Annotated in this window: 24 protein-coding genes; 22 read left to right on the top strand and 2 right to left on the bottom strand. The window is 57.4% G+C overall.

Annotated features, from left to right (window positions below; translation table 11 throughout):
* Positions 1–378: 378 nt before the first annotated feature.
* The 6 genes from E6C51_RS07235 (at position 379) to E6C51_RS07210 (ending at position 4,656) form a co-directional block, all read left to right on the top strand.
* The gene (locus tag E6C51_RS07235) at positions 379–729 is read left to right on the top strand and encodes a carboxymuconolactone decarboxylase family protein (RefSeq protein ID WP_146936985.1); all 351 of its coding nucleotides are present in this window, start codon (positions 379–381) and stop codon (positions 727–729) included.
* Between the two features lie 92 nt (positions 730–821).
* Positions 822–998, top strand: coding sequence for a hypothetical protein (locus E6C51_RS20270; protein ID WP_407920774.1), 177 nt, complete (start codon positions 822–824; stop codon positions 996–998).
* Positions 999–1,241: 243 nt separating this feature from the next.
* Positions 1,242–1,526 (top strand): DUF3892 domain-containing protein, encoded by a 285-nt coding sequence (locus E6C51_RS07225; protein WP_190235464.1) that lies wholly within the window; start codon positions 1,242–1,244, stop codon positions 1,524–1,526.
* A gap of 52 nt (positions 1,527–1,578) precedes the next feature.
* Positions 1,579–2,322, top strand: coding sequence for a hypothetical protein (locus E6C51_RS07220; protein ID WP_190235463.1), 744 nt, complete (start codon positions 1,579–1,581; stop codon positions 2,320–2,322).
* Positions 2,323–2,656: 334 nt separating this feature from the next.
* Positions 2,657–3,151 carry a hypothetical protein gene (locus E6C51_RS07215; protein ID WP_190235462.1) on the top strand — a complete coding sequence of 165 codons (495 nt, stop codon included), beginning with the start codon at positions 2,657–2,659 and terminating at the stop codon, positions 3,149–3,151.
* Between the two features lie 269 nt (positions 3,152–3,420).
* Positions 3,421–4,656, top strand: a complete 1,236-nt coding sequence (locus E6C51_RS07210; RefSeq protein ID WP_230987099.1) for a DNA-packaging protein — start codon at positions 3,421–3,423, stop codon at positions 4,654–4,656.
* Positions 4,657–4,713: 57 nt separating this feature from the next.
* On the opposite strand, the gene E6C51_RS07205 is transcribed toward E6C51_RS07210, so the two are convergent.
* Complete coding sequence (locus E6C51_RS07205; protein ID WP_186827820.1) at positions 4,714–4,857, bottom strand: hypothetical protein; 144 nt, start codon at positions 4,855–4,857, stop codon at positions 4,714–4,716.
* 221 nt (positions 4,858–5,078) lie between these two features.
* Here E6C51_RS07205 and E6C51_RS07200 point away from each other — a divergent pair, with 221 nt between their 5' ends.
* The 15 genes from E6C51_RS07200 to E6C51_RS07130 all read left to right on the top strand — a co-directional run bounded on the left by E6C51_RS07200 (position 5,079) and on the right by E6C51_RS07130 (position 14,402).
* Positions 5,079–5,693 (top strand): hypothetical protein, encoded by a 615-nt coding sequence (locus E6C51_RS07200; protein WP_146936981.1) that lies wholly within the window; start codon positions 5,079–5,081, stop codon positions 5,691–5,693.
* A gap of 76 nt (positions 5,694–5,769) precedes the next feature.
* The gene (locus E6C51_RS07195) at positions 5,770–6,957 is read left to right on the top strand and encodes a phage portal protein (RefSeq protein WP_190235461.1); all 1,188 of its coding nucleotides are present in this window, start codon (positions 5,770–5,772) and stop codon (positions 6,955–6,957) included.
* A 391-nt stretch (positions 6,958–7,348) separates the two neighbouring features.
* Positions 7,349–7,669, top strand: coding sequence for a DUF6107 family protein (locus E6C51_RS07190; protein WP_146936977.1), 321 nt, complete (start codon positions 7,349–7,351; stop codon positions 7,667–7,669).
* A gap of 26 nt (positions 7,670–7,695) precedes the next feature.
* Positions 7,696–8,271: an HK97 family phage prohead protease gene (locus tag E6C51_RS07185; protein ID WP_146936975.1), complete on the top strand. Its 576-nt coding sequence runs from the start codon at positions 7,696–7,698 to the stop codon at positions 8,269–8,271.
* Positions 8,272–8,275: 4 nt separating this feature from the next.
* The gene (locus E6C51_RS07180) at positions 8,276–9,520 is read left to right on the top strand and encodes a phage major capsid protein (RefSeq protein ID WP_190235460.1); all 1,245 of its coding nucleotides are present in this window, start codon (positions 8,276–8,278) and stop codon (positions 9,518–9,520) included.
* 246 nt (positions 9,521–9,766) lie between these two features.
* Entirely contained in the window at positions 9,767–10,336 is a 570-nt protein-coding gene (locus E6C51_RS07175; RefSeq protein ID WP_190235459.1) for a head-tail connector protein, read from the top strand.
* The gene (locus tag E6C51_RS07170) at positions 10,336–10,674 is read left to right on the top strand and encodes a phage head closure protein (RefSeq protein WP_230987083.1); all 339 of its coding nucleotides are present in this window, start codon (positions 10,336–10,338) and stop codon (positions 10,672–10,674) included. Before E6C51_RS07175 ends, E6C51_RS07170 begins: the two co-directional genes overlap by 1 nt.
* A complete protein-coding gene (locus E6C51_RS07165) occupies positions 10,671–10,814 on the top strand; it encodes a hypothetical protein (protein ID WP_190235458.1) in 144 nt (47 codons plus the stop codon). The genes E6C51_RS07170 and E6C51_RS07165 overlap by 4 nt, the downstream gene beginning before the upstream one ends.
* Positions 10,795–11,193 carry a DUF3168 domain-containing protein gene (locus E6C51_RS07160; protein ID WP_190235457.1) on the top strand — a complete coding sequence of 133 codons (399 nt, stop codon included), beginning with the start codon at positions 10,795–10,797 and terminating at the stop codon, positions 11,191–11,193. The genes E6C51_RS07165 and E6C51_RS07160 overlap by 20 nt, the downstream gene beginning before the upstream one ends.
* Before the next feature lie 67 nt (positions 11,194–11,260).
* Positions 11,261–11,671: a phage major tail protein, TP901-1 family gene (locus E6C51_RS07155; RefSeq protein ID WP_146936967.1), complete on the top strand. Its 411-nt coding sequence runs from the start codon at positions 11,261–11,263 to the stop codon at positions 11,669–11,671.
* A gap of 8 nt (positions 11,672–11,679) precedes the next feature.
* On the top strand, positions 11,680–12,039 hold the full coding sequence (locus tag E6C51_RS07150; RefSeq protein ID WP_407920773.1) for a gene transfer agent family protein: 360 nt from the start codon (positions 11,680–11,682) through the stop codon (positions 12,037–12,039).
* Positions 12,036–12,275, top strand: coding sequence for a rcc01693 family protein (locus tag E6C51_RS07145; RefSeq protein WP_190235456.1), 240 nt, complete (start codon positions 12,036–12,038; stop codon positions 12,273–12,275). The genes E6C51_RS07150 and E6C51_RS07145 overlap by 4 nt, the downstream gene beginning before the upstream one ends.
* The gene (locus E6C51_RS07140; protein WP_190235455.1) at positions 12,268–12,864 is read left to right on the top strand and encodes a phage tail tape measure protein; all 597 of its coding nucleotides are present in this window, start codon (positions 12,268–12,270) and stop codon (positions 12,862–12,864) included. The genes E6C51_RS07145 and E6C51_RS07140 overlap by 8 nt, the downstream gene beginning before the upstream one ends.
* A 9-nt stretch (positions 12,865–12,873) precedes the next feature.
* The gene (locus tag E6C51_RS07135) at positions 12,874–13,515 is read left to right on the top strand and encodes a DUF2460 domain-containing protein (protein WP_190235454.1); all 642 of its coding nucleotides are present in this window, start codon (positions 12,874–12,876) and stop codon (positions 13,513–13,515) included.
* Positions 13,512–14,402, top strand: coding sequence for a DUF2163 domain-containing protein (locus E6C51_RS07130; protein ID WP_190235453.1), 891 nt, complete (start codon positions 13,512–13,514; stop codon positions 14,400–14,402). The genes E6C51_RS07135 and E6C51_RS07130 overlap by 4 nt, the downstream gene beginning before the upstream one ends.
* 76 nt (positions 14,403–14,478) lie before the next feature.
* Here E6C51_RS07130 and E6C51_RS07125 read toward each other — a convergent pair whose 3' ends face one another.
* Positions 14,479–15,288, bottom strand: coding sequence for an FkbM family methyltransferase (locus E6C51_RS07125; RefSeq protein ID WP_146936955.1), 810 nt, complete (start codon positions 15,286–15,288; stop codon positions 14,479–14,481).
* A 261-nt stretch (positions 15,289–15,549) separates the two neighbouring features.
* On the opposite strand from E6C51_RS07125, the gene E6C51_RS07120 reads away from it, so the two are divergent.
* Positions 15,550–15,984 carry an NlpC/P60 family protein gene (locus E6C51_RS07120; RefSeq protein ID WP_190235452.1) on the top strand — a complete coding sequence of 145 codons (435 nt, stop codon included), beginning with the start codon at positions 15,550–15,552 and terminating at the stop codon, positions 15,982–15,984.
* Positions 15,985–15,986: the final 2 nt, after the last annotated feature.

The raw sequence follows: 15,986 nt of genomic DNA, 5'->3' as shown, positions 1-15,986 counted from the left end.
GGATCCTCTATATCCCCAAAACACTCGATAAACCGTTCCAATCCGTGATCCTCTCCATAACGGGTGGATCATCTCAAGAATCCAAAAGTGGGCTGCTGGCAACAACAATATCGCGCCAAACATGCAGTTCCATATGCGATTCGCCTGCCCTTGTGGGGAGGGTGGGGAGGGTGGGGAGGGGCCTTTCTTTTTGCGTCGAGCGCTCTGGTTCGAGGCGCGGGTAGACGCCGTAAGCCGTTGATCTGGCTCTACTCTTGACGCTTATCAAATCCGCCTGATCCATTTTGTCGCAAGGCGGTTGTTTCGCTTGCATTCGATTTCATAGCGTTTCTTATATATTTCAGTGTGCACACGAACCTGTCTGTGGAGGCCTGAAACATGAGCAAATCCTATCCCGATACCACCCGCCGCATCAGCGGCCATTTGCGCACATTACGCAAAGATATTCCTGATGTGATGCAGGGCTTTTCGGCTTTGGCGCAAGGAGCATCCAAGCCGGGTGCGCTGGATAAAAAGACCAAGGAGTTGGTGGCGCTCGGCATTGCCATTGCCACCCGTTGCGATGGCTGCATTGGCTTTCACACCGAAGCCCTGATCAAGCTGGGAGCCACGCGGGCGGAATTTGTCGAGACTTTGGGAACGGCGATTTACATGGGGGGCGGGCCTTCTGCCATGTATGCGGCCGACGCCATGGGAGCGTGGGAACAGTTTGGCGGCGCGGCTGAATGAGGAAATATTCCTTTATAGGAAAAAAGTCCGAATTATATACTTGGCGTACCAAATTCGATTTCATATAACGAAATCAACAAAGGATTACGTCAATGTTCGACCTCACCCACGAAATCTATCAGGACGCGGAAAAGGCCCGCGAACACCTTGAGGGTAACCGCCGCTCCGCACTGAAAATCCCAGATGCTGAACGCGCCGAAGACTTGCTTCGTCAGGCTCGCCACAAGCGTTTGACCTATCGGTGGATTGGTGAAGCCGGTCACGCCTAAGCAGAAGGCGCGAAAAATTCTTTCAAAACGACGCAAATCACCACGGGATAAGTGTGGTGAACGCCTTCGCGGTTCTTGAACGAATCAGAATATACGCTGAGATTGCAGGGTGCAGGCCCACTACAACCTGCACCCCAACTCAAACCTAACCACGGGACGGCTAGGCATGAAGACATCTCAGACTTTGATTCCTCCCGGAAGACTCGTCAAGCCGTTCCTTGGGTACATACAAGGAACGTATAGATGGCTAATACAGCCCAAATAAAGTGCATCAATAAAAACCCCAGAGTTGATCCGTACCACGCCATCACTCATGTCGGGGGGTATGTGACTTCTCAATGGAAGATCACATTAGAGGACGCTATCAATAAGATCGAACGCGGCGAATGGAGCTTCTATGTCGAAAGGTCAACAGGCGACCGTGCGTGGATCAAAGTCGCAATCAGCAAGTATGGGAATAAGTATTTGAAGACGGAAGCGGATGGGGACGAACCAAACAATCTCTTGAGTCTTCCTGAGTGCCCATAATCATCTCGTAAGGCGAGTTTATGCCGCTCGGCTCCAGCGCCCATGCAAGCGCTTGCTGAGCGGCATAAAGCACTTCACGCTCTGGCGGGTTGGCGACTATGGCGGAATTGATACGGTCGATCTCGCGTTGAATGAAGCTCAACTCTTGCCCTCGTTCTTTTCCTTCCCAGGCTTCTGCTTGGGAGGGGTTTTAGGTTCTGGCGGCATCTTAAGCATGCGCCTCAAGACCTCATCGCCCTTTTCTTGGTCTGGCTTTTTATCGGTATCTGGCATGGATGACCCCACCAAAGAGCATTTCCGCTCAATTCATGAAGCCTTCGGGTTGGCGCTCACTGAATGGACCAGCGTAGAACTGTTCAGCTTCCAGCTTTATCTCGGGTTCATGTATGGCGCTCAAAAGGCTATGATATCTGCCAGTTGGCACAACATACAAAGTTTCGACGCAAAAATCATGCTTTTGGACCGATGCGCCGCCATCGCGTTTGAAGATGACACTCTTAAAAATGAATGGAAGCCGATTTACAAGGACCTGAAAGAATTCTCCCTCATCCGGAACGCTATCGTTCATTCTATAATTCTTATGCGGTTTGAAAGCGATGGTTCTTTCTCCACCTTTTATTCAAACAGCATTGTTGATGTGACCGCGAAAATCAAAGGTCGCCTTAACAACCCAAAATATGAGTTCACAGAAGAGCGCCTAAAAAAGCTAGCCGACGACTTTGAAAGCCTAGCCTCCAAGATAAAGGCGCTCGCGATCAAACACTTCCCTCACGCGAAGATAGATACCGCGTACTAAGTCTTCAGGCTCACCAACAGTGATCGATTGAAGGCTGTAAATTTTAGGGACAAGTTCATCCAATCCAGCCTCAATCATCTCAGGCGTGACCTCAAGTTCCTCAGTCTTTTCATTGCCGGCCTGCCGGTTCGACTCATCCATTTTCTTTTTCGGTACGTCAAGTATATAATTAGGAAAAAAGTCCTTGACGGCGTGACGGTGGTTTGATAGGGTTTCTATACAGTCGGAAAACTGCGGCAAACGGCAAGTTTGCAGCAGATGGCCAACACAATGACAGTTCTGAAAGGTCCACTCTGTGGGCCTTTTTTTATGTCTTCCTTCAGGAGATTTGGGCATGAACCCGGTGGATCTTTCGCTGTTTGGCCTTTGGCCGACACCGGCTTTGCGCGGTGCGCTTAATGGGCTGGAAATCAAATCTGCTGATCTGGCCCGCTTGAACACTCAATTTGCAGCGCTTTTGAACGACCTCACACAGGAGATGCGCGCGCAGTTTGAGCAGTTTCGGCTGCTGCGCGAGGGGGCGGAAGCCTTGATGCGCGGCGATGATGATGCCGCCGCCAAGCTGGCGCGGGCCGATTTGAAGGCGGCGTCCGATGCCATGTCGGTGATTGTGCGCACCTTGGAGAAAGTTGATGTGCTTCAGCGCCAGTTGATGCGTGACCGCGACGCTGAGGAGGAGCGGGCAGAGGGCGACCAGGAAACATTGGAACATGCGCAGGCCCGTTTGCTGGCACTGGTGGATCAGCAGGCAGAGGCCAAAGCGCAAATGTTGTTGGCAGAGTGGAAGCGCACCCCCTTAACAGTGGGCTGCGATCCGCCTCCCTCGTGATCGGCATTGCATGATGAGCGAAGGGGGATGGTGTGAGCGGAAAACGAAAAAAACTGAAGGCGGGCACAGCTCCCTCGGCCCTTTTGGCAAATCTGCGAGAGGGTGGCGCAAGCTTGCAGGGCTTGCGCAGCGAGATTGAAAATCTGCGGCAGACGGTGCTGGCGATACGTGATGTCGGGGCCGATCTTGCGCAGCACATCGGTGTGCGGCCCGAGGCGATCGAGAATGCAGCTCATGCCCCGGCGGCGGTTATGGATGTTTTTAATGCCATGGAGCTGGCTACGCTGCGGCGGTTAGCGCAAAGCTGGGCGCTGCTGCGCCATCCGTTACAGGCCCCACCTGAAGGGGCGTGGCGCAATTGGCTGCTGATGGGCGGGCGCGGCTCTGGCAAAACGCGGGCCGGGGCGGAGTGGATTCATGCCATTGCCTCCCGCGGTGAGAAATCTGATCTGCGCATTGCGCTGGTGGCGGAAACCCTTGGCGATGCCCGTGAGGTGATGGTGGATGGGCTTTCCGGCATTGCCCGCATTGCCCGCTTCAGGCGGCCAGAGGTGGAGATTTCCCGACGCAGGCTGGTGTGGCCTAATGGGGCCATTGCCCAGATGTTTTCCTCGGAAGACCCGGAAAGCCTGCGCGGGCCGCAATTTCACTATGCCTGGTGCGATGAGATTGCCAAATGGAAACATGCCGAAGAAACCTATGACATGCTGCAATTTGCGCTCCGATTGGGCGATGATATCCGGCAGGTGATCACCACCACGCCGCGGCCGGTGCCGATTTTAAAGCGGCTTTTGAATGATCCCGGCACGCGATTGTCGAAGCTGTCCACCTTTGGCAATGCCGGTAATCTGGCCCCCGGTTTTATCGAGGCCTTGCAGGCGCGCTATGGCGGCACGCGGTTGGGGCGGCAAGAGCTGGATGGTGAGCTGATTGAGGATCGCGAAGATGCGCTTTGGCGGCGCGATCAACTGGAGGCGCTGACCGTGCGGCAAAAAGAACCATTGGGGCGGATTGTCGTCGGGGTTGATCCGCCGTCCGGTGCAGGCGCGCACTCGGTTTGCGGCATTGTGGTGGCTGGGTTGGACCGGGTGGGGCGTGCGGTGGTGCTGGCCGATTGCTCGGTGACGGGTGAAAGCCCGGCGGGTTGGGCGCAAGCCGTGGTTCGTGCCTATCGACGGTTTGAAGCCGATCGCATTGTGGCCGAGGTCAATCAGGGCGGCGAAATGGTGGGGGCGCTGTTGAAAAGCGTCGATGCCAACCTGCCCATTCGCATGGTGCGGGCCACACGCGGCAAGTTTTTGCGCGCCGAGCCGGTGGCGGCTTTGTATGAGCAGGGCCGCGTTTTACACGCGGCCCGCATGAGCGAGTTGGAAGATCAAATGTGCGATTTTGGCCCTGAAGGCCTTTCCAGTGGCCGCTCACCTGACCGGCTGGATGCCTTGGTGTGGGCACTGACGGCCTTGCTTTTGGAGGGCACCGGCGAGCCGCGCATTCGCACACTTTAATGATGACGCATGTCCGAACGCAAAACCGCGATACGCTTTTGCTGGACATGCTCCGGCTTACTTAGACGCCTGCACCGGCTGAGAGGCCGTCTGGCGCATCTGCCGCCATTCGGATTCGAGGCGCTCAACGATATGGGTCGGAATGGTCTTGTTGGCATTGGCGATCACATTGTTGATCTGGGTGCTGCTCTTGGCGTCCATCTCACGTCTCCTGTCATCATTGCCATCATGGCAAGGTTGCTGTGCTGCCTATAACTGGCGTCGGGCCGATAAGTTCCACAGGCTTAAACTTTTGTAAATATCGGCTTCAGCTTCCTTAAACGATTGAATTTTGTTTAACCGATTTAAATTAAAAGTTTTTTTCGGGTCTATCTCACTTTTATGACGGTCGGGCCGTCGTCTTGATGTGGAAAGATGTGTTTATGAATGTGCCATTAAAACAGGAATTTTTTAACCACCTTCGCCAACAGCTTTTTGGCGGCAGGCTCACTCAGGTGCAGGTTGATGGCATCAACGCCATTGTTGCCAGCTGGAACAGGCTGGGCAAAACCGATGACAAACGACAATTGGCCTATGGGCTGGCTACGGCTTTTCATGAAACGGCGGGGCGATTAACGCCGGTGCGCGAAACCTTGGCGGCAAGCGATGATCAGGCCATTGCGCGGCTGGACCGTGCCTTTGAGGCCGGACGTTTGCCGCAGGTGAAGGTGCCCTATTGGCGCAAAGACGCAGACGGGCGTAGCTGGCTTGGGCGTGGCTTCGTGCAACTGACGTTCAAGCGCAATTATCAGGTCATGAGCGATGCGCTGGGGGTGGACCTCATTACAGATCCGGCGCGGGCCATGGAGCTTGAGATATCCGCCGATATTCTGGTGGTGGGCATGCGCGATGGCCTGTTTTCGGGTCGCAAGCTTGGCGATTATTTTCAAGGCGAGCGCGCCGATTGGCGCAATGCCCGCCGCATCGTTAACGGGCTGGACCGCGCTGACGTGGTGGCTGGCCATGCCGAGGTGATTTTGGCGGCCTTGCAAGCGTAACAGCAATTCTTGGACAGACTGTAAGCCATTGGCCTGTTCGAACGGCCTAAAGACCTATCATTCTCAGGAGAACATCATGCTGTCTTCTTTTCGTCTGCCTCGTGCTTTTTCAGGCATCAGGCGGGCCGATGCTTCGCGTCCGCAGAGCAAAAGCATCAAGCCGTCGCGCGGCAGCCTGGCCATGCTTATGTCGGGCGTTGCTGGCTCCGGCATGGGGCGGTCTTATGCGGCGCTGTCGCGGGGTGGGTTTATGGGCAATCCGGTGGCGCATCGGGCGGTGCGGCTGGTGTCGGAAGCGGCGGCCGCCGTGCCGCTTCTGGCCTATGATGGCGAACGGGAGTTGAGCACCCATCCGGCGCTTTCCCTATTGGCCAAGCCCAATGCCCGCGCAACCGGGGTGGATTTTCTGGAAACGCTCTATGGCCATCTTTTGCTGTCGGGCAATGCTTACCTGCGGCCCCTTTGGCTGGGTGGGCGGTTGATGGAACTGCATCTGCTGCGGCCAGACCGGGTGAGCGTGGTGGAAGGACCAGATGGCTGGCCTGTTGCCTATGATTATCGCACAAACGGTGCCGCGCAGCGCATCCCCGCTGACGGTGAGCCATTGCCGCTGTTGCATTTTCGGCTGTTTCACCCGCTCGACGACAATATCGGCTATGCGCCGCTGGCCTCGGCGCACGCGGCGCTGGATTTGCACAATGCAGCGGCCAGCTGGAACAAGGCGCTTTTGGACAATTCGGCTCGTCCTTCCGGTGCTCTGGTCTATCAGCCCAAAGAAGGTGGCAACCTGCCGCCAGAGCAATATGAGCGGCTGAAAGAAGAGCTGGAGCAGGGCTATTCTGGTCCCATGCAAGCGGGCCGCCCGATGTTGCTGGAGGGCGGGCTGGATTGGAAAGCCATGAGCCTGACGCCGCGCGATATGGATTTTGTCGATGCGAGAAACGGGGCGGCGCGGGATATTGCCCTCTCGCTTGGCGTGCCGCCGATGCTGCTGGGCATTCCCGGTGATAATACCTTTGCCAATTATCAGGAGGCCAATCGGGCCTTTTACCGGTTGACGGTTTTGCCGCTTTTGCGCCGCACGGCGGCCAGTCTGTCGGGCTTTTTGTCGGAGGCGTTTGGCGATGTCCTGGAACTGAAACCCGATCTCGATCAGGTCGAGGGGTTGGCCTCTGAGCGCGATGCGCTGTGGGCGCGAGTTGGGGCGGCGGGCTTTCTCAGCGATGACGAGAAGCGGCAGGCTGTGGGTTATGGGGTGGGGTAGGGCTGTTATTGAGGACGGAGCGCAAAATACCCCCTCTGGCTGCCGCCATCTCCCCCACAAGGGGGGAGAAGATATGCCGCGGATGCTTCCTGCATATCAAACGTGTGATCTCCGCAGAGGGTCATGAAAAAAGTGAAAACGTGTCGAGATAGGCTCTCCCCACCTGTGGGGGAGATGGCGGCAGCCAGAGGGGGTAAGCGGCATCTATAAATGCCAAACACATCCCAGCATCACCTGACTCAATCTCTCAAGTCCTTCACCCAAAACATCAACCTGTTGAATCACCCTGTGAGCATTCGCTTTCAAGGGATTCATTTGATTCACATTCCGGGCATTTCAGAGGAATTGCAAGTTGCATATTTATCAATCATAACGAGAAAAGGTTAATAAAATGAGTGACTTCACCCCCGACGCGCCCTTGTGGGGGGCGCGTCTTTGCGGGGCGGTGGCGGGGGCTGCCATCTCGCTGATTTATCTTTTGCCGCACTCGCGCCGCGAGGCGGCCAGCCGGTTTTTCACCGGCCTTGCCTTCGGGCTGATTTTTGCAGCGCCGACGGGCCAATGGCTGGCCCGCCAGCTGGATGTTGTCGAGCGCCTGTCTGGTGCGGAGATCATTTTGGCCGGGGCCACCATGGCCAGCCTGATGGCCTGGTGGGTGCTGGGTGCGCTGGCACGGCTTGCGGGCAAATACGGCTCCAAAACGAGCCTCTAATCATTTTACATCTTAAGGAGAATGTCATGCACGCTTACCGCGGGCCGGGACGGCTTGTGCGCAAATTTGCAGATCTGACACTGGCCGACATGGGCGGTGACGGCACATTCAGCGGCTATGCCAGCGTGTTTGGCGAGGTTGATCTGGGCCGCGACATGATCGAGCCGGGGGCCTTTCACAATTCGCTGACAACACGGGGGGCGGCGGGCATTCGTATGCTCTATCAGCACGATCCCAGCCAGCCGATTGGCGTGTGGACCACGTTGAAAGAAGACGCCCGCGGCCTCTACGTCGAGGGCCGCCTGTCGCCCGGCGTCAAGCGCGCCGAAGAGGTGCGGGCGTTGATGAAAAGCGGCGCACTCGATGGCCTGTCCATCGGCTTTCAAACCGTGAAATCACGACAAGAGGGCAAGACCGGCATTCGCCGCATTCTGGAAGCTGACCTCTGGGAAATCTCGGTGGTCACCTTTCCCATGGCCCCGTCAGCGCGAGTGTCCAACGTTAAAAACCAGCGGTTTTACCGCGACAAGGAAACTGAGCTGCTGCGGGCGATGCGCCGGGCAGCGAAGGCAATGGCAATTTCCAGCTTCAACAGAGGATAAGTCTATGACCACACATGAAAATTCTGCCCCTGAGATCAAGGCAATCCCGGAAACCATGACCGCCGCCTTTGACGAGTTCATGGAGGCGTTCAGCGAATTCAAACAGGCCAATGATCAGCGTCTGGGCGAGATTGAGCAAAAACTGACCGCCGATGTCATCACCCGTGACAAGGTGGAGCGCATCAACAAGGCCATGGATGAACAGGCTCGCGTCATTGATCAACTGGCGCTGAAAAAGCTGCGCCCATCTCTGGGACGAGGTGGCGCAATCAGCCTTGAAACATCCGAGCGCAAGGCGGCCTTTGATGCCTATATCCGCCGTGGTGATGAGGCGGCGCTTCGCGATTTGGAGGCCAAGGCTATGGCCACCTCCAGCGATGGTGGCTATCTGGTGCCGGATGAAATCGACGGCGAGATTGGCCGCCGCCTTGCCTCCATCTCGCCCATTCGCGGCCTTGCCACTGTGCGGCAGGTGTCGGGAGCGGTGCTGAAAAAGCCGTTTGCGCCTGCTGGCATGGCGTCTGGCTGGGTGGCAGACACGGCAGCCCGCCCGCAGACCGATACGCCGCAGCTGACCGAGCTGTCCTTCCCCACCATGGAGCTTTACGCCATGCCCGCCGCCACGCAATCGCTGCTGGATGATGCGGCGGTGGATGTGGAAGCGTGGATTGCCGGTGAGGTGGACATTGCCTTTGCCGAGCAGGAGGGCACCGCCTTTGTGCTGGGCGATGGCACCAACAAGCCGAAGGGCTTTTTGGCCTATAACACGGTTGCCGATAACGCCTGGGCCTGGGGCAGCCTTGGCTATAAGGCCACGGGTGCGGCGGGTGCCTTTGCCAGCGCCGGTCCATCTGATGTGTTGCTCGATACGGTCTATGCACTCAAGGCCGGGCATCGCCAGAATGGCACCTTTGTGATGAACCGCAAAACCCAAGGCGAAATCCGCAAATTCAAGGATGCGGATGGCAATTATCTCTGGCTGCCGCCAGCCGGCCCCGGCCTTCAGGCATCGCTGATGGGCTTTCCCATTGCTGAAGCCGAGGACATGCCAGACATTGCCACTAATGCCTTTTCCATCGCCTTTGGCGATTTCAAGGCGGGCTATCTGGTGGTGGATCGCACAGGCGTGCGGGTGCTGCGCGACCCTTACTCCGCCAAGCCTTATGTGCTGTTTTACACCACCAAACGCGTGGGCGGCGGCGTGCAGAATTTTGAGGCGATCAAGCTGATCAAGTTTGCGGCCAATTAATTTTGTTCGGTAGTCGCTAACGGACTGCCGTGGAATCCCCCCCTCTGTCCTGCCGGACATCTCCCCCACATGGGGGGAGATTGACTCGAGGCTGGCCCTCAAATCCGACCTCCTATTTCACGATGCACGATGCGCTTCTTAAGAGAGCGAGCGGGTGCGTCCATCTGATCTCCCCACCTGTGGGGGAGATGCCCGGCAGGGCAGAGGGGGTGATCTTGATTCAACGCCCTCCAGGAAACCAAAACCATGACCACCACTATCCTCACGCCGCCCACAGTTGAGCCGCTGACGCTTGCCGATATCAAAGCCCAGCTCAAAATAGACACCAATGACGAAGACGACCTTCTCACCGCTCTCATCACCACCGCGCGCCTGCATCTGGAAGCCGAAACAGGGCTTTGCCTGATGACGCAGAAATTGCGGCTTTACCTTGATGACTGGCCCAATAGCGAGGTGATTCAAATCGCCAAGGGTCCGGTGCAAACCATTGATGCGGTGACAGTTTATGATGAAAACGGCGCGCCTGTTCAGGCATCGCTTCAAGATCATCTGCTGGACGGGCAGGCGCGGCCTGCGCGACTTTGGCTGCGCAATCCGCCACTGCCCGGACGGCCGATCAACGGTATCGAGATTGATTTTACCGCGGGCTTTGGCGATGCGGCCACCAATGTTCCCGATACCTTGCGCCGGGCATTAAGCCTGCATGTGGCGGCCATGTACGCCTATCGCGGTGTTGTGGCTCCTGCCGATCAGCCCGCCGCACTGCCGCTTGGCTATGAGCGGCTGATTGCTCCCTTCTGCCGCAGGAGCTTGTAATGGCCGCGTTTACCATGCTCGATCCGGGCCAGATGCGCGCGCGCCTCAGCTTGCAAAAGCCGCTCGATGTCAGCGACGGTCAGGGCGGTGTTGCGCGCAACTGGCAGGACGTGGCCAAGGTCTGGGCGAAAGTCGAGCCGCAATCCGTCAATCGAAAGGATCAGGGCGTGGCCGAGGTTGCCACGGTCACCCATGCGATCACCATTGGCTATCGCGCAGATCTGGCGAGAGGTTGGCGGCTTTTGAGTGGCACACGGATTTTCACCCTGCAAGGCTGGCATGATCCGGATGAAAGCGGGCGGTTTTTGCTGCTGGATTGCACGGAGGATTTGGCATGAGCATGGGTTTTTCTCTCACCGGTGCCGATCTGGCCGCCACCTTGCGGCGTCTGGCTGAAGATGCGGCCAAGCGCGCCTTGAGCAAGCGCGCGCAGGAAAACCAAAATGAGGAGCGTCGGCATGACCAGCCCGATCAATAGCCTGCTGCGCGCCATGACCAGCACTTTGCTGGCCAATGCCACGGTGCTCGGCATGGTCGGGCGTGACGGTATCAAGGATCGTCGCCTGCTGTTCTCGGCAGAGCCCTATGTGATGGTGGGTGATATGGAGAGCAAGGATCTGTCCACCGATGGCGATGGCTTGCTGGAATGTTTTGTCACACTCCAAGTGTGGTCATCCACCAGTCGCCGCGAGGTGGAAACCCTGGCCGATCTGCTGCGCGATCTTTTGCACGATGCGGCTTTGACCTTGGATGGTGCCACGCTGGTGTCGATCCTGCATGTCAAAACGGTCAGCCGCCGCGAGGCCAAGACCGCACTTTATCTGGCAGAGGTGCAGTTTCGCGCTGTGCTTGGCTGAATGCGCGCCCACATCCTGTTTGCCCACAGGGCAGTTTCAAACATCATCGATCAAAAGGAGCATCATCATGGTTGCCCAAAGGGGTAAGGATCTTCTGTTGAAGATTGCAAATGGCGCGAGTTATCAAACCGTCGCGGGATTGCGCTCGCGCAAGCTGGCGTTCAACACCCAGACGGTGGATGTCACCGACACGGAGAGCGCCGGGCGTTGGCGCGAGTTGCTGGCAGGGGCTGGAGCCAAGCGGGCGTCTTTATCGGGGGCTGGACTGTTCAAGGATCAGGCGTCGGATGAACTGGTACGGGCCGCGTTTTTTTCCGGTTCGATTTTGAGCTGGCAAGTGGTGATTCCGGGGTTTGGGGTGGTGTCTGGGCTGTTTCAGGTCACGGCGCTGGATTATTCCGGCGAGCATGACGGCGAGTTGAAATTCGACATCGCGCTGGAATCGGCCGGTGAAATCAGCTTTGAGGTTTTGGCATGAGGGGGCGCATGATGACCGGAACGTCCGTTGCCCGCGCCAACCGCCGCCGTGGCGAAGTGGAAGCGGTGATTGACGGCGAGCGCCGCATTCTATGCCTCACGCTTGGGGCTTTGGCGGAACTGGAAACGGCCTTTGCGGCTGACAGTCTGGCCGATCTGGCCAATCGGTTTTCAAGGGGCAAGCTTTCCAGCCGCGACCTGATCCGCATTCTGGCCGCAGCCCTTCGTGGCGGTGGCAATCAATGCTCCGATGAGGATGTCGGCGACATGTGTCTGGAAGGCGGTCTTGCGGCCAGCATTGATGTGGTGCGCTCGCTGCTGCTGGTCACATTCGGGTCTGCACAGGAGGCCGCCCCGGTAAACTCTTGAACGCCGCAGCAGGCAAAGCCACTCTGTCGGAACCCTCTGCCTTTCCGTGGGAGATGGTGATGCATGTGGGCCTTTGTGTGCTGCGGCTGGACCCCAAACACTTCTGGGCGCTGACGCCGCGTGAATTTGCCGCCATGAGCGGCGCGTTTCGCCCCACCGCCGTACAAATTGGGCGCGATGATTTGAACGCCTTGATGGCGCTTTATCCCGATCAATCAGGAGGCCTCGATGGCTGATGATGAAAACCTGTCTCTTTCGCTCAATCTTGATGCTTCCAGCGCCACCAAAGTGCTGGATGATCTGGAAAGCCGCTCAAAAAGCTTTGGCTCGGCCCTGACCAGCGCCCTGAAAAGTGCCACAACGGGTGGTGATGGGCTGGAGAGCACGCTGAAATCACTCGGCACGCAGCTTGCCAATATCTCGCTGTCATCGGGCTTGCAGCCCTTGCAATCGGCGCTGTCATCGCTGGCGTCAAGCGCCACCGCCAGTCTGTCCTCTGGCATCAGCTCGCTGTTTGCCTTTGAAAAGGGCGGTGTGCCGGGGTCGGTGACGCCTTTTGCCAATGGCGGCATTGTGTCCAGCCCCACCTATTTTGGCATGAATGGCGGCAAGACCGGGCTGATGGGTGAGGCGGGCAGCGAGGCGATTTTACCGTTAAAGCGCGGAGCCGACGGATCACTGGGCGTGGCCACCCAAGGCGGCGGGGGTGCGACGCAGGTGAATTTCAATGTCACGGCGCAGGACGCCGCGAGTTTCAAGAAAAGCCAGGGCCAGATTTCGGCCATGCTGGCCCGCACGGTTAGAAGCGGGCAACGGAACCTATAAGGAGGTGTCATGACCGCAGCCTTTCACGAGGTGCGCTTTCCGCTGCGCGTGTCGCTGTCCACCAGCGGCGGGCCGGTGCGGCGCACCGATATTGTCAACCTGTCCAATGGCCGCGAGGCGCGCAACCAGCGTTGGGCCAATTCGCGCCGCAGCTATGATGCGGGCTCTGGTATCAAATCTCTGAGCGACCTCTATACGGTGCTGGAGTTTTTTGAAGCCCGCAGTGGTCAGCTTAAGGGATTTCGCTTTCGCGATCCGCTGGATTTTACCTCCTCGCGGCCTAGCCGGGCCATCACCGCTGTTGATCAGGCCCTTGGCATCGGCAATGGTGTGAATGCGCAGTTTCAACTGTGCAAAACCTACGGCGATGAGGCCGCTGGCTGGAGCCGCACCATCACCAAGCCCGTGGCAGGCACGGTGAAACTGTCGGTGAATGGTGTTGCCGTGCCAAGCGCTGCCTTCGCCTGTGATGTGACGACCGGCGTGGTAACATTCAATCAGGAAAATATTCCTGCATCCGGTGCGACGATCCGGGCGGGCTTTGAGTTTGATGTGCCGGTGCGGTTTGACACCGACCGGATCGAGATCAATCTGGAAGCCTTTAACGCCGGGCGCATTCCCTCCATTCCGCTGTTGGAGATTTTATCATGAGACCGATCCCGGCACCTTTGGCGGAGCACCTTGCCGCCGATGCCACAACCCTGTGCACCTGCTGGCGGGTGATCCGCACCGATCAGGTGGTGTTGGGCTTTACCGATCATGATCGGGATTTGACCCTGCTGGGCACGCAATTTCATGCCGCCAGCGGCTTTTCGGCCAGTGATGCGGAAGCCGAAACTGGCCTCGCCGCCCCATCCTCCGAGGTGGCGGGGGCCTTTTCTTCTGATGTGATCACGGAAGTGGATTTGATTGCGGGGCGCTATGATGGCGCGCGCGTCGAAGTTTACCGGGTCAACTGGCAAGACCCCAGCCAATATCTGCTGCTGAAAGTGCAGGAAATCGGCGAGGTCAAACGCCAGACGGGCCAGTTTACCGCGGAATTGCGCAGTTTTACCGCCCGGCTCAATCAGGAGCAGGGCCGCACCTTTGGCCGCCGCTGTGATGCCAGTCTGGGCGATGCCCGTTGCAGGGTGAACATGGATGTGCCGGGCCGACGCGCCAGTGCAACCGTTGTGGCGATGGAGAGTGGCGACCGCATCACCGTTTCAGGCATAGAGGGCTATCGCGACGATTATTTTCGCTATGGCAGGCTTAACGTCGTCAGCGGTGCCGCAAACGGCGTTGTCGCCGACATCGAAACCAGCCGCACAAGTGCTGGCACCACCATCTTGAGCCTTTGGCTACCGCTGGATGTCAGCCTGGCCGCGGGCGACAGGCTGACCCTCAGCATCGGTTGCGACAAAAGCTTTGCGACCTGCCGCGACACGTTCGCAAACGCCGCCAATTTTCGCGGCTTTCCCCATATGCCGGGATCAGATTTTGCCTATTCCTATGTCAGCGGGCAGGTAACGCATGATGGGTCGGTTTTGTTTGAGTAAAGTTTGTCAGGGAAAAGTGGAAGCTGGTTTTCCTGATTCAGGCAAATGAACACGCATAAAATGACAGTCTGTCACATCATGCGATGCGTTCAAAAACGATGTGGCAGCGCTCATGCGGCAGATCCTCAGGCATGAACGGCACAAAACGGCCCGCCTTGGTATCGAGAATAACCGGCTTGAAGAGCGTGGTGGGGAAGAATTTGAAAATATCGCTGTTCTTGTGGCCGTAATCTGCCAGATCGGCATCGCCATGCAGTTCTACCAGCCAATGGCAATGCGGGTCTTTCAGTGTTTCTGTCGCGGCGCTCAGGGCCTCGATTTCATGACCTTCAATGTCGAGCAGCACAAGAGCGGGCGCGCCGTAGCGTCGTGTCATTTCGTCAATGGTCAGCACTTTCAGCTTTGGTGTTGTGCTATCGGCACGCCGCGCACGGCCATTCAGGCCGCCATCAATGGCGATGTCGAGTTTACCCGATGACACAAGACCATGCACACAGGTGACATTGTCAAACTGGTTGGTGGCGAGGTTTTGCAAGGAGACTTTATGGTTATGGGCGTTTGCTTCCACGGCAATCACCTGGCCGGTTTTTCCCGTCAGTTCGGCCAGAAGCATGGCGATGACGCATTGATGCGCGCCGAGGTCAAAAATGGTCTTGCCCGTCAGCTCAAAGCGCTTCAGCTCGTCAATCTCGGGCATGGCACTTTCATCATGGTCGTACCATTCGGCCCCGATGGGATCGGCGATCAGCACCTTCAGCCGGTGGCCGCCGTAATTGTGTTCGCTGACATAGCTGGAAAAGCGGCGCGTCATAAAATTCTGCTTTGCGCGCCGCAGTGTATCATAGACCTGTTCGGGGAGGATCGCCCGAATTGCCGTTTTGAGCACGACCGTCTCCTGTTTCTTGTTTGGATATGATGACAGCGAATGTCTGCGTTCTTGAATTGATAGCAACACAGCTCTGTGTTGTGAGATTGTTTGTCCATCAATTCAAATGTCTGGTCAAGTAACACTTGTGTACATCGGGTGAATATCGATTTTCTATTTAACATGTAAGGTTAATTCGACAATTTTCCGCTTCGGATCATGGCAGGCTAACCTTTTGCCCGCATCGCAAAATTTCCCACAATCATCCATCTTCGAGGTTTCATGGCCCCTATCAACACACGCGTCCTTCTCATCGCGGAAGGCTGGATTGGCACGCCCTATCGGCATCAGGCCTCCAGGCAAGGGGTGGGTTGCGATTGTCTGGGCCTGGTGCGCGGCATATGGCGCGCATTGTATGGCGAGGAGCCGGAGGAACTGCCAGCTTATGCGCCCGATTGGGCCGAGCGGTCGAGGCAGGAGCGGCTGCTGGAGGCGGCACAGCGGCATTTTATTCCGCTTGAAAGTGTCAATGAAGCCTTGCCCGGCGATCTGCTGGTGTTTCGGTTCCAGCCGCATTTTGCTGCCAAGCATCTGGGTATTTTGGCCCCTGATCAGCATTTTATTCATGCCTATGAGCAGGCGGCGGTGATCCGCTCCGCGCTGGTGCCCGCCTGGCGGCGGCGCATTGCGGGCTGTTTTCGTTTTCCGGAGAGATAAAC

The organism is Gillisella terrae (assembly GCF_004801395.1).
In the GTDB taxonomy this organism is placed as follows: Bacteria; Pseudomonadota; Alphaproteobacteria; order Rhizobiales; family Rhizobiaceae; genus Allorhizobium; species Allorhizobium terrae.
This window is presented reverse-complemented; position numbering and strand designations above follow the sequence as displayed.